The organism is Longimicrobiaceae bacterium (assembly GCA_035936415.1).
GTDB lineage: Bacteria > Gemmatimonadota > Gemmatimonadetes > Longimicrobiales > Longimicrobiaceae > JAFAYN01.
Map to the genome: position 1 here is coordinate 1 of DASYWD010000477.1, position 11,776 is coordinate 11,776.

General features: G+C 73.0%; 12 protein-coding genes. 6 read left to right on the plus strand and 6 right to left on the minus strand.

What is annotated here, in order from left to right:
- On the minus strand, positions 1–310 hold a 310-nt coding region (locus VGR37_19310), incomplete at its 3' end, for a hypothetical protein (protein ID HEV2149558.1).
- Positions 311–411: 101 nt separating this feature from the next.
- Between VGR37_19310 and VGR37_19315 the strand changes: the two genes are divergently transcribed.
- Entirely contained in the window at positions 412–2,361 is a 1,950-nt protein-coding gene (locus VGR37_19315; GenBank protein HEV2149559.1) for an ATP-dependent DNA helicase RecQ, read from the plus strand.
- A 239-nt stretch (positions 2,362–2,600) separates the two neighbouring features.
- Positions 2,601–3,311, plus strand: a complete 711-nt coding sequence (locus VGR37_19320) for a triacylglycerol lipase (protein HEV2149560.1) — start codon at positions 2,601–2,603, stop codon at positions 3,309–3,311.
- Positions 3,312–3,385: 74 nt separating this feature from the next.
- On the opposite strand, the gene VGR37_19325 is transcribed toward VGR37_19320, so the two are convergent.
- The 5 genes from VGR37_19325 to VGR37_19345 all read right to left on the minus strand — a co-directional run bounded on the left by VGR37_19325 (position 3,386) and on the right by VGR37_19345 (position 8,403).
- Positions 3,386–3,664, minus strand: a complete 279-nt coding sequence (locus VGR37_19325) for a hypothetical protein (protein HEV2149561.1) — start codon at positions 3,662–3,664, stop codon at positions 3,386–3,388.
- A 203-nt stretch (positions 3,665–3,867) separates the two neighbouring features.
- Positions 3,868–4,530 carry a hypothetical protein gene (locus VGR37_19330; protein ID HEV2149562.1) on the minus strand — a complete coding sequence of 221 codons (663 nt, stop codon included), beginning with the start codon at positions 4,528–4,530 and terminating at the stop codon, positions 3,868–3,870.
- 46 nt (positions 4,531–4,576) lie between these two features.
- Entirely contained in the window at positions 4,577–5,239 is a 663-nt protein-coding gene (locus VGR37_19335; GenBank protein ID HEV2149563.1) for a TIGR04283 family arsenosugar biosynthesis glycosyltransferase, read from the minus strand.
- Positions 5,240–5,333: 94 nt separating this feature from the next.
- The gene (locus VGR37_19340) at positions 5,334–5,930 is read right to left on the minus strand and encodes a hypothetical protein (protein ID HEV2149564.1); all 597 of its coding nucleotides are present in this window, start codon (positions 5,928–5,930) and stop codon (positions 5,334–5,336) included.
- A 232-nt stretch (positions 5,931–6,162) separates the two neighbouring features.
- Entirely contained in the window at positions 6,163–8,403 is a 2,241-nt protein-coding gene (locus VGR37_19345) for a glycogen debranching N-terminal domain-containing protein (GenBank protein ID HEV2149565.1), read from the minus strand.
- Between the two features lie 236 nt (positions 8,404–8,639).
- On the opposite strand from VGR37_19345, the gene VGR37_19350 reads away from it, so the two are divergent.
- From VGR37_19350 to VGR37_19365, 4 genes are all read left to right on the plus strand, one after another.
- Positions 8,640–9,626 (plus strand): GntR family transcriptional regulator, encoded by a 987-nt coding sequence (locus VGR37_19350; protein HEV2149566.1) that lies wholly within the window; start codon positions 8,640–8,642, stop codon positions 9,624–9,626.
- Positions 9,627–9,794: 168 nt separating this feature from the next.
- On the plus strand, positions 9,795–10,889 hold the full coding sequence (locus VGR37_19355; protein ID HEV2149567.1) for an enolase C-terminal domain-like protein: 1,095 nt from the start codon (positions 9,795–9,797) through the stop codon (positions 10,887–10,889).
- 122 nt (positions 10,890–11,011) lie between these two features.
- Positions 11,012–11,161 (plus strand): hypothetical protein, encoded by a 150-nt coding sequence (locus tag VGR37_19360; protein ID HEV2149568.1) that lies wholly within the window; start codon positions 11,012–11,014, stop codon positions 11,159–11,161.
- Between the two features lie 61 nt (positions 11,162–11,222).
- Positions 11,223–11,717, plus strand: coding sequence for a hypothetical protein (locus VGR37_19365; GenBank protein ID HEV2149569.1), 495 nt, complete (start codon positions 11,223–11,225; stop codon positions 11,715–11,717).
- The last annotated feature ends 59 nt before the right edge of the window (positions 11,718–11,776 follow it).

Below are 11,776 nucleotides of genomic sequence, written 5' to 3' on the forward strand. Positions count from 1 at the left end.
CGGTGACCCAGCGGATCCGCAGCGAGTCCGGCTTGAACGGGAGCGGCGACCAGAGGGCGGTCTCGTGGGTGTCCGCGACGCCGGAGGCGGCCAGGACGCGGAACGACCCCCGCGCGCCCGCGGCGGCGGCGGTGTCCAGGACGACCCGCGCGGGGAGGGTGTGCACCGGCGACGCCCGGAGCGCCGGGCTCCACGGCCCCAGGTCGAGCGTGTAGCACCCCGCCACGGGGCGCGGCGCGGTGGCCGCGGGCTGCTGCGCCGCCAGGCCGGCCGGGAGGAGCGCGAGGAGCAGCGGGAACGAAAGGCGCATCTTCGGGAACACTCGGGGACCTCGACGATCTGCGTCACCAGGGGACGAACGCGGCCCCGCCGCCGCCACACGCGGCGCGCGGAGCCCCACGACGAACAGGGATGAATACAACATACGAGCCGTCCGCGCACCCCGTCGACGCCCTGCTCCGGGAGCGCTTCGGGCTCCACGAGTTCCGCCCGGGGCAGCGCCGGGTGATCGACGCGCTGCTGGAGCACGGCGGCGCGCTGGCCGTCTTCCCCACGGGGGGCGGAAAGTCGCTCTGCTACCAGCTCCCGGCGCTCCTGCTGGAGGGGGTGACGGTGGTGGTGTCGCCGCTGATCGCGCTGATGAAGGACCAGATCGACTTCCTGCGCGGCCGGGGGATCGACGCGGCGCGGCTGGACTCGTCGCTCACCGGCGACGAGGCGCGCGACGTGGAGCGGCGGCTCCGCTCCGGGGCGCTGCGGCTGCTGTACGTGGCGCCGGAGCGCTTCAACAACGAGCGCTTCCTGGACCAGCTCGGCCGCGCGCGCATCGCCCTGTTCGCAGTGGACGAGGCGCACTGCATCTCCGAGTGGGGCCACAACTTCCGCCCGGACTACCTGAAGCTGGCGGAGACGGCGCGCGCGGTGGGCGCGGAGCGGGTGCTGGCGCTCACGGCCACGGCCACGCCGCCGGTGGTGGAGGACGTCTGCGCCTCCTTCGGCATCCCCCGCGAGAACGCGGTCGTCACCGGTTTCCACCGCCCCAACCTCTTCCTCCGCACCTCGCCCACCGCGGCCCGCGCACGCGACGCGGCGCTGCTGGAGCGGATCCGGAGCCGCCCGCCGGGATCGGGGATCGTCTACGTCACCCTGCAGCGCACGGCGGAGCGGGTGGCGCAGGCGCTCGCCGACGCAGGGCTCCCCGCGAGGGCCTACCACGCGGGGATGGACGACGCTGCGCGCTCGGAGGTGCAGGAGTGGTGGAAGGAGTCCGACCGGGCCATGGTGGTGGCGACCATCGCCTTCGGGATGGGGATCGACAAGGCGGACGTGCGCTACGTCTACCACTACAACCTCCCCAAGGGGCTGGAGAGCTACTCCCAGGAGATCGGCCGGGCGGGGCGCGACGGCCTGCCCTCGACGGTGGAGCTGCTGGGGAGCTTGGAGGACGTCGCCACCCTGGAGAACTTCACCTACGGCGACACGCCCACGCGCGAGTCGCTCCTGGGGCTGCTGCGGGAGGTCCTGGGCGGCCCGCGGGAGTTCGACGTCGGCCTGTACGCGCTCTCCGCCGCGCACGACATCCGGCAGCTCGTGCTCCGCACGGCGCTCACCTACCTGGAGCTGATGGGCGTGCTGCGCCAGGGGACGCCGTTCTACGCCGGCTACAAGGTGCGGCCGGCGAAGCCGCTCCCGGAGATCACCGCACGCTTCCCGGAGGACCGGGCGCGCTTCGTGGAGGGGGTGTTCGCGCAGGCGAAGAAGGGGCGCGACTGGTACACGCTGGACCCGGCGGGCGCCGCCGCGGCGCTCGGGGAGGAGCGGGACCGCATCGTCCGCATGGTGGACTACCTGCAGTCGGAAGAGCTGGCGGAGGTGCAGGTCACGGACGCGCGGCAGCGGTACACGCGTCTCGTGGAGGACGCCGACCCCGAGGCGCTGGCGGACGAGCTGGAGGCGCGGTTCGCCCGGCGGGAGACGGCGGAGGTGGCGCGGGTGCGGCAGGTGGTGGAGCTGGTGGAGCGCGACGGCTGCCAGACCAACTTCCTGCTGGCGTACTTCGGCGAGGTGCGCGAGGAGCCGTGCGGCCACTGCACCTTCTGCGAGACGGGCGTGCCCACGCGCTTTCCGCCGCGGCCGGAGCGGGGGCCCGTCGAGCGGGCCGTGGACGCGGCGGCGCTCCGGGCGCTGGTGCGCGAGAACCCGGCGGCGCTGGGACACCCGCGCCAGCAGGCACGGTTCCTCTGCGGCCTGAGCAGCCCGGCGCTCACGAAGGCGAAGCTGTCGAGGCACCCGCTCTTCGGGGCGCTGGAGGAGCGGGGGTTCGCGGAGGTGCTGGCGTGGTGCGAGGAGCCGGGGAGGTGAGAATCGGTGCACGGCTGCCTCCGCGTGCACTCTTCTGGTTCACCTGCCTGTGCCCAGCGGCTGACCCGCGGCAACGGAAGCGCTTGCCGTAGCGCACCTTACGGCGTGCGCCGCCAATGGCGCACTACATGCGTTCCCAAAGAGCCGATCACCAGCGCGAGAGGTGACCCGCGGTCGCACCGGGCGGCCCGTGCGCCTCGCCGTGCCCTTCATCTCCACCGGCTCTTCCGGAGGCCCGCATGCGGATGGTCCCCACGCACTCCCGCGCCCTTCTCCTCCTCCTCCCTGCACTCCTGGCCGTCGGGTGCGAGCAGCTCCCCACCCGTCGTGAGAGCACGGACGCCCGGCCCGCCCTCTCCACCCCTACGCGCCACCCCATCCTCTTCGTGCACGGGTGGCGTGGGAGTGCCACCAACTGGAACACCATGATCAGCCGCTTCAAGGCGGACGGGTGGACCGACGCGGAGCTCTACAGCTGGACGTACAACTCCGACCAGTCCAACGCCACCACGGCCGAGCAGGTACGCACCAGGGTGAACGAGATCCTGGCGGCCACGGGCGCCAGCAGGGTGGACATCGTCACCCACTCCATGGGCGGGCTCTCCACGCGCTACTACGCCAGGAACCTCGGGGGAGACCAGAAGATCGACGGCTGGGTATCGCTGGGCGGCCCCAACCACGGGACCACCACGGCCAACGGCTGCACCTCCACCTCCTGCGTGGAGATGCGCATCGGCTCCAAGTTCCTGACCGACCTGAACTCGGGGGACGAGACGCCGGGGACGCCCCGCTACGGCACCTGGTGGTCGCCCTGCGACGAGATCATCGATCCGGACGACAGCGTGCTCCTCTCCGGGGCCACGAACACGAAGACGGCCTGCATCACGCACAGCAGGCTCCTGGAGGATGCCACCGTCTACAAGCAGGTACGGGACTGGGTGCACCGCTGACGCCCCGCGTCGCCCGGCGCCTCGCAGCGGCCCCGCACCTCACCCGGTGCGAGGCCGCAGACGTTTCCCGCGGGCTACGCGGCCGCCCGGATCTCCGTCCGCGCGTACACGGCCTGGACCAGCGCGTCGATCCCGGCATCCACCGGGGCGAAGAGGTCCACCGGGCGAGACACCGACGACACCCTCCCGCCCGTGTCCGTCCACGAGAGCGTCAGCTCCACGGACCCGCTGCCGAGCACGGCCAGCTCGACGTGGAGCCCCAGGTGGGGGAAGGCCTCCGAGAGGGCCGCCTGGAGAGCGGTCACGAACTCGCGGATGCGGGAAACCGATCGGGTGGCGCGAGGCGCGGGCATGGCGTGTTCGACGGGCGGACGTTGCGGGACTGGAACCTGACTGCGCCGCACCCGTGCAACTGCGGGACCGGGCCCGCCAACCGCGCCGTTCCTGGATTCTTTCCGCGGGGAGCCCGGGACGGGTGTTCCTTCCGTGCCCCAGTGTGGCGCCCGTCCCACACACGCCCCGGCGGCAGACTGCGGAGCCACGCCGGCAGGTGCAGCTAGACCGCGGCAGACGCGGCGGAGGGTGAAACGCTCCGGCGCGCCTGCGCAAGGGTGGCCCTCACGGCGGCGCGCCAGGATCCGGGGAACCGCCCGGGATCGGCGCACCACTCCTCGACGCTCCGTACGGCCCTCGCGATCCCCGCGCTCTCGTCCGCCACGGCCGCGACGAGGATCTCGCCCATCCCTGGGAGCCGCGCCTGCCCGTCCGATCCCACCTGGTCGGCGAAGTCCCGGGCGAGCTGCTGGAAGGCCGCGTCCGAGAGCGCCGCGCGCCGCAGCTCCCGCAGGTGATCGGCCGCACGGAGCAGCGCGTCGTACCGGCCGCCGTGCTGCGGGAGCTCGCGGGTGAGCTCGGCGTGCAGCACCCGGAGGTGGCGTTCCAGGAGCAGGCGCGGCATCCCGCGGGAGGCGAGGACGCCCCCCAGCCAGAGGACCTGCTGCTGGACGTGGGGCCACTCTCCCGCGCAGAGCGTGACGAGCCAGGCCCCGTCGCTGAGGGCGAAGAGCCGTCCCCGCTCCCCGTAGCGCGCCCGGTAGTAGGGGAACTCCTGCAGCGACCGCTCTCCCGCGCGGCGCGCCGCGGCGATCTCGTGCGGATCGGAACACACCGGGTGCGACCCGGCCTCGGGATTGAGCCCCTGCGCAAGTGACCACTGCATCCGCACCTCCTGGAGCCTGAGTGCAAGGAAGCTCGACCCGGACCGCTCAGCGCCGCTCCACGCCGTACCAGCGGGCCAGCCTCGCGGGGGCGACGCCGAGGTGGTAGAGCAGCACCAGCGCGCCGTTGAGGAGCTGCTGGCGCACGATGCCGCGGGCCAGGAAGCGCCGCGCGGAGGTCGTGACCGGGCGGGGCACCAGGACCACCCTGCCCTCGCGCCGGAGCCGCCGCAGGAAGTCCACGTCCTCCATGAGCGGCAGCTCCGCGAACCCGCCCAGCCGCTCGAACACCTCGCGCCGGACGAAGATCCCCTGGTCGCCGTAGTGGAAGAGCCGCGGGCGGAAACGGGTGAGGAGGGCGTACAGCCGCAGCCAGGGCCGGTCGGTGTCGAAGCGCAGCGTGAAGGTGCCGCCCGCCGCCCGCGGGTCCGCCAGCGCGTCGCGCAGCGCGGTCAGCGCGCCGGCCGGGAGGACCGAGTCGGCGTGGAGGAAGAGGAGGACCTCGCCGCGGGCGAGGCGGCCGCCGACGTTCATCTGCCAGGCGCGGCCGCGCGGCCCCGCGGCGACGGTGGCGAGCTCCCGGGCCAACCCGGGCGTGCCGTCGGTGCTCCCACCGTCGACCACGATGAGCTCGCGCGGTCCGGCCTGCGCGGCGACGCTCCGGAGGCAGGCCACGATCCGCTCCGCCTCGTTCAGCGCGGGTACGATCACCGATACGTCCATGCTGCGCCCGCGGGTGGCGGGTGGGGCTCGACCCGGCCGGACCGAGCCCACCCGTCTCCACCCCCGCTTCCCGCGCCGGGAGCTAGCGCGGATGCACGACGAAGATGCAGTCGAAGGCGATCCGGTTCTCCGACTCCACCTGGCTCATGTTCACCGCGCCCGAGAGCCGGACCCGCGCGGTGAGGTTCTTGAACCGGCCGGTCGCCGCGATGACGCTGTTCTCCCCCTCCGGCGGGACCGCCCCGGTGATGTGGGTGAAGTCGGGCGACCCGTGCAGGGTGGGCTGCACGGTCGTAAGGCCGCGGCTCGTGAAGGTGTGTCCGTTCCCGAAGTCGAAGATGGTCGTGCCGATGACCCGGAGCCCCCCGTTGGGCTCCTTCCCCTCGATCACGAGGCAGTCCGTGGCCTTCCCGACGGCCCTGTCGGTGCTCAGGTCGAACAGGTCGACGGTGAAGCAGTTTGCCTCCCTGGCCGTGCCGTTGATCGTCATGGTCCGGGACTCGCCCACCGCCGAGCCGCGCAGGTTCAGGACCATGTTGTTCCCCTGTCCCGCACTCGAGGCGGAGACCCTGGCCTCGTCCGCAGCGGCCCCGGTCGGCACCGCCTCGGCCCGACTGCAGGACGCCAGCGCGACGGCGGCACAGATCAGTCCGACTGGAACAGCCCTGGTCGTCTTCATGGCTCTCTCTCCTTCGAGAGGTGAAGTGCCTGCCGGCGCAGTGTGCGTCGGCCGCGCGCCGCCCGCCCCGGAGCGTGCAAAGGGGATGGCGGCAGGACCGGCAGGACCGTGCAAGACCTGTTCCTTTCGTATATAATGCGACAGTCTTAACAGATGGTGGCGCCGTGTTGCAAACCCCGGCAGGCGGGGCCCGGACGCATCCGGGGCGGGCGCAGCGGAGATGGGCGGTCCGTCAGGAACGGACCACCCCCTCCGCCAGCGCGGTGAGCCGGTCCCAGAGCCCGGCGGAGAGCGAGTCGATCGGCGGCTGCCGGACCACGTGCAGGGTCCCCTCCTGCTCCACCACCTCGTGGCGCGACGTTCCGTCCTCCGCGCGATGGAAGCGCAGGCCGACGCGCGCCTCCCCCACGCGCAGCCCGCGCACCGTCAGCTCCGGGAGCCACGGAGGGAGGACGGGGTCCACGGCGAGCGTGCGGAACGGGGCGAGCGGCACGAGCCCCAGGATGGACTGGAGGATGAGCGGAAGGGTGCTCTGGTTCCACGTCTGGGGCGCGTTGGCGCGGGGATAGCTCCCGGGGTAGGCCAGCTCGTCGCGCGCGTACCCCCCCACGCACTCGGGCGTCCGCCCGCCCCAGCTCCGCGCCAGGTCGTAGAGCCCCCGCGAAAGCTCCAGCGCGCGGTCGTCGAAGCCGTAGCGCCGCAGGCCGAAGGTGATCGTCCCGTTCTCCACCGGCCAGATGCTCCCCAGGTGGTACGAGAGCGGGTTGTAGGCGGGGTTCTGCGTGGAAAGGGTGCGGATCCCCCAGCCGCTGAACAGGTCGGGCTGGAAGAGGCGCCGGACCAGCCGCGGGACCTTGTCGTCGTCCACGATCCCCGTGGCCAGGCACTGCCCCGCGTTCGAGGTGGCGGTGCGGATGGGGCGCTTCCCGGCGTCCAGGCCGAAGGCGACCACCCCCTCGTCGTCCAGCCAGAAGTCGCGGTTGAAGCGCTCCTTCAGCGCGGACGCCTCCTTCCAGTAGTCCCACGCCGTCCGCTTCTCCCCCAGCGCGAGGGCGAAGGCGGCCATGAACTGGAGCGCGGCGTACCAGTACCCCTGCACCTCGCACACCGCCACCGGCGGAGCCACCTGGCTTCCGTCCTCGCGGACCACCGCGTCGTCGCTGTCCTTCCACCCCTGGTGCAGCGGGCCGTGCTCCGACCGGGTGAGGTACTCCTGGTAGCCGTCCCCGTCGGCGTCGCCGTGCTCCCGCGCCCAGTCCATGATGCGGCGCAGCGTGTCCCAGTGCACGGCCACGTCGTCGCGCGCCCCGCTCCAGGCGTACAGGTGCCCCAGCGCGATCACGAACATGAAGGGGGAGGCGAAGTCGCCGTAGTACCGGTCGAAGGGGGTGAGGCCCAGGCGCGGCTCCGGGCCGCGCCGGGCCTGCTGGACGATCCGGCCCGGCTCCTCGTCGCGGCGGGGATCGGTGGTGGTCCCCTGGCGCCGGGCGAGGACGCGCAGGACGTCGCGGAGCTGCCGCCCCTGGTCCCAGGGCGCCGCCTGCCACCCCGCCGTCAGCATGTCGCGCCCGAAGAAGGCGTGGTAGACCGGGATCCCCGCCGCGGGGGCGAGCCATTCGTCCTCCGGCCCGTCCAGCAGCGCCAGGGCCGCGATGTCGCGCAGCGCGCCGCGGGTCAGCTCCACGAGCGGCGTCTCCCCCGGCGCGAACAGCGTCGCCACGGCATCGAGCTCCTCCGCCAGGTGCGCCAGGCGCCTCTCCTCCCCCGCCTCGTCGATCGGGTCGGCCGCGTCCGTGACGCGCACCCGGATCCCCAGGTCGGCGCTCTCCTGCGGCGCGAGACGCACCCGTGCGCGCAGCCTCCCCTCCTCCCACCGCCAGCCGTGGTCCTCCGCGCCGTGCACCTCCACGGTGAGCGGAAGCCGGGGCTCCGCCGAGCGGAACACCACCCCGCCCGCCGTGGCCCGGGTCTCCACCGGGACGTCCGGTCCGGCGCTCGCGCGGGGCTGGGTGCTCCCGATGTCCGCGAAGTCGGCCGAGAGCGTCCAGGCGAGCGTGAGCTCCACCGGCCCGAGCGTACGGTTCGTGACCCGCAGCCGGGCGCGGAGCGAGGCGGGGAACACCTCGTAGCGCAGGGCCAGGTCGAGCCCGCGGACCGGGATGCCGTGCCGCTCTTCCCGCCCGCCAGAGCCGCTCCCGCCCCCCCCGAAGTCGTCCACCGGCGGGAAGAGGTAGGACAGCTCGACGGCGTGGCTCTCCGCCTCCGCGATGGACCCGCCGAGCGGCTCCTCCCCCTCCAGGTGCAGGGCCAGGTCGCGGATGCAGCGGGTCTCCCGGAAGAAGAAGCCGGTGAGCGGCTCCGTGCCGCACCGGCCGCGCGTGTCCACCGTGAGGAGCGACGGACCCCGCCAGGCCGACCGCACCGGCGGCTGGTTGGTGGCGCGCACCGCGTCCAGCGAAGACAGGAAGGTCATGGGGCGTCGCGGATCGTGGGGACCTGCCATTCCGGTGCTCGTCCGGCGAGCCGGCCCGGACGCAAGCCTCGTTCCGTGTTGCGCCCCCGGCAACAGGGCCGCGGTTCCGCGCGCGCAAGCGCGTTTCAGGCCACTTGCCGGACGAAACACGATTTTTGTCGCGGGTGCCCTTCTTTTGCTGTAGATTCTGCAACAGACCGTTTCCAGGCGACGACCTGATCAACACGGAGGCGCGTATGGCGAGGACCAGGCGCAGCGATGGGTGGTCTGAGCAGGAGGTGCTGAACCTCGTCCGGGGGCGGATCATCGCGGGGATCCACGGTGGGCACCTCGACACCGGCGACCGGCTCCCCTCCTACCGCGAGGTGGCGGAAGAGACCCGCGCGGATCTGCGCCTGGTCGCCCGGGTGTACCGGCGGCTGGAGGAGGAGGGGCTGGTGCAGGTGCGCGGCCGCGCCGGGGTGTTCGTCGCGGAGCAGGAGCGGATCGGCGGCCGTGTGCTGGCCGAGACCGCCCGCTGGATGGTGACGGTCCTGCGTGACGCCTGGAACCGGCGCATCGCGGTGCCGGAGCTGCCCGACTTCGTGCGGCGCTGCACGGAGAGCCGGACGGTTCGGTGCGCCTGCATCGAGTCCACCCGCGACCAGATGGACGCGATGTGCATCGAGCTCCACCAGGACTTCGGCTTCAAGACGTCGCCCCTCCACGCCGACCGCCTCGCGCCGCTCCAGGTGGGGAGCATCGTGCTCGAGCGGATTCCGCGCGAGATCCGGGAGGCCGACCTCCTGGTGACGACCACCTACCACGCGGGCGCCGTGCGGCACCTGGCGGAGGTTCTCGAGAAGCCGCTCGCGGTGATCCGCCTCAGCGCGGCGTCCATCCGCGAGATGGAGCGCCGCCTGGAGGAGGGGGAGATCACGGTGATCTGCGTGGACCCCGGCTTCGTGGAGCGGGTGCGGGAGGTGGTGACCGTTCACCCCGAGCGGATCCGGGGGGTGCTCGTCGACGACCGGGAGGGGCTCGCGCACATCGACCGGAGCCGCCCGGTCCTGGCTTCCCGCGCCGCCCGCAAGCTCCTGAAGGGCATGGTTCCCAACCTGCTGCCGCTGGCGGGGCCGGCGATCTGCGAGGAGTCCGCGGAGGAGCTCGCCGAGGCGCTGGTCCGCCTCAACCTGGAGGCAGGCCGTGAGAAGCTCCAGGAGGAGGAGGGAAAGGGACGCTGAGCGCCCCGCCCGCCGGGCCCGGGCCTGCGACAGCTCCTCCTGGGGCAGCGCATCTGTTGCACCAGGCGCAACAGGGGGAATGGCGCTTGCATGCCCGCGGAAGCTCGGGTGCGCTCCCCGTCCGCGGGGGAGCGTGACGGAATCCTGGACGCGCAGCCGGAGCATCCAATGCCGACCACGGCCACCATCGAGCGGATCGAGGCGTCCTCGTACACCATCCCCACGGATCGCCCGGAGGCGGACGGCACCCTGCGCTGGGACTCGACGACCATCGTGCTGGTGGAGGCGGACGGGGGTGGCGAGCGGGGGCTGGGGTACAGCTACACGCACTCCGCCGCGGCGGGGCTGATCCGCGGCCTCCTCGCGGAGGCCGTGCGCGGGCGCTGCGCCATGGACGTGCCCGGCGCCTGGGAAGCGATGCGGCACGCGGTGCGCAACGTCGGGCGGCCCGGGCTGGCGTCGGCGGCCATCTCCGCGGTGGACACGGCGCTCTGGGACCTCAAGGCGCGCCTGCTAGGGCTCCCCCTGGCGTCGCTGTTCGGCGCGGCGCGGCGCGAGGTGCCGGTCTACGGGAGCGGCGGCTTCACCTCGTACTCCGACACGGAGCTGGCGGAGCAGCTCGGCGGCTGGGTGGAGCGGGGGATCCCGCGCGTCAAGATGAAGGTGGGCACCGAGCCGGAGCGGGACCTGGAGCGCGTCCGCGCCGCCCGCGAGGCGATCGGCCCCGGGGCGGAGCTGTTCGTGGACGCGAACGGGGGGTACGGCCGCAAGCAGGCGCTGGCCTTCGCCGAGGACTTCGCGGAGCTGGGGGTGAGCTGGTTCGAGGAGCCGGTCTCTTCCGACGACGTGGAGGGACTGCGCCTGCTGCGGGACCGTGCGCCCGCCGGGATGGACGTCGCCGCGGGCGAGTACGGGTACGACCTCTTCTACTTCCGCCGCATGCTGGAGGCCGGGGCCGTGGACGTCCTGCAGGCGGACGCGACCCGCTGCGGCGGGTTCACCGAGTTCCTCCGCGTGGGCGCCCTCTGCGCGGCGCACGCCCTCCCGCTCTCCGCCCACACCGCGCCGGCGCTGCACGTCCACGCCGCCTGCGCGCTCCCCCTGGTGCGGCACCTGGAGTACTTCCACGACCACGTCCGGATCGAGCGCCTGCTGTTCGAGGGCGCGCCCGAGCCGCGGGCGGGCGCGCTGCGGCCCGATCCCGGCCGCCCGGGAATGGGCCTGGAGCTGAAAGAGGCCGACGCGGAACGCTACCGCGCCTGACCCGCCGTCGGCCGAATGCGACAGATTCCCCGCCGGCTCTCCCTCTGTCGCAAAATGTGCAACACGGAATGGGACTTGCAATCTTTTCCCCCGGGTCCCCCGCAGCCTGACCGGAGAATCCCATGGCGGAAAGCACTGCCCGGCTCCTGGCCGACGCGGCCTTCGCGAAGGGGATGTTCCGCGAAGGTGGACGAGCTCAGGGTGCAGGGGATCGGCAGGATCTCCGGGCGGACGGTGCCCCGCGCGGCGACGGAGGGGGCGCCGGGCAGTAGCCTCGCAGGACCGACCTAAACCCCGTCGGGGACTCGCCCCGACCCGAACCGGGAGGTAGAGATGGCCGACATCGCGATCGAGAATCGGGCCCACACCGCAGGGATCGACTGGAGCGCCGCGATCATGGCCGGCGTGGTCGCGGGGATCGTCTTCCTGGTCATGGAGATGGTGCTCGCCCCCATGTTCGCCGGGGCCCCGAGCATGTGGGCGCCCCCGCGCATGATCGCCGCGATCGGGATGGGGAAGGACGTCCTCCCGCCCCCGGCGACGTTCCACCTGGGGGCTGTGATGGTGGCGCTGGTGATCCACTTCTCCCTGTCCATCGCGTTCGGGATCGCCACCGCGTTCATCGTCCGGAACCTGTCGCTCGGCGCGGCGATCGGGGTGGGGATCGTCCTGGCGCTCCTGCTCTACGTCTTCGTCTTCTACCTGATGAACCCGGTCTGGCCGTGGTTCGCGAACGGCCGCGGGTGGGTGTCCATCGTCGCCCACATCGCCTTCGGCGCGATCGTGGGGTGGTGGTACAAGTCGCGCGCGAAGCACGCGCACGCGTAGGCCCATGTCCCCCTCGATCCCTTCTGCGGGGGGGGCGGCTGGTGCCGCCCCCCCCCCGG

Excerpts from the sequence above, each read along its gene's own strand:
- VGR37_19315 (HEV2149559.1), top strand. The coding sequence starts at position 412 with ATGAATACAACATACGAGCCGTCCGCGCACCCCGTCGACGCCCTGCTC.
- VGR37_19320 (HEV2149560.1), top strand. The coding sequence starts at position 2,601 with ATGCGGATGGTCCCCACGCACTCCCGCGCCCTTCTCCTCCTCCTCCCT.
- VGR37_19325 (HEV2149561.1), bottom strand. The coding sequence starts at position 3,664 with ATGCCCGCGCCTCGCGCCACCCGATCGGTTTCCCGCATCCGCGAGTTC.
- VGR37_19330 (HEV2149562.1), bottom strand. The coding sequence starts at position 4,530 with ATGCAGTGGTCACTTGCGCAGGGGCTCAATCCCGAGGCCGGGTCGCAC.
- VGR37_19340 (HEV2149564.1), bottom strand. The coding sequence starts at position 5,930 with ATGAAGACGACCAGGGCTGTTCCAGTCGGACTGATCTGTGCCGCCGTC.
- VGR37_19345 (HEV2149565.1), bottom strand. The coding sequence starts at position 8,403 with ATGACCTTCCTGTCTTCGCTGGACGCGGTGCGCGCCACCAACCAGCCG.
- VGR37_19350 (HEV2149566.1), top strand. The coding sequence starts at position 8,640 with ATGGCGAGGACCAGGCGCAGCGATGGGTGGTCTGAGCAGGAGGTGCTG.
- VGR37_19355 (HEV2149567.1), top strand. The coding sequence starts at position 9,795 with ATGCCGACCACGGCCACCATCGAGCGGATCGAGGCGTCCTCGTACACC.
- VGR37_19360 (HEV2149568.1), top strand. The coding sequence starts at position 11,012 with ATGGCGGAAAGCACTGCCCGGCTCCTGGCCGACGCGGCCTTCGCGAAG.
- VGR37_19365 (HEV2149569.1), top strand. The coding sequence starts at position 11,223 with ATGGCCGACATCGCGATCGAGAATCGGGCCCACACCGCAGGGATCGAC.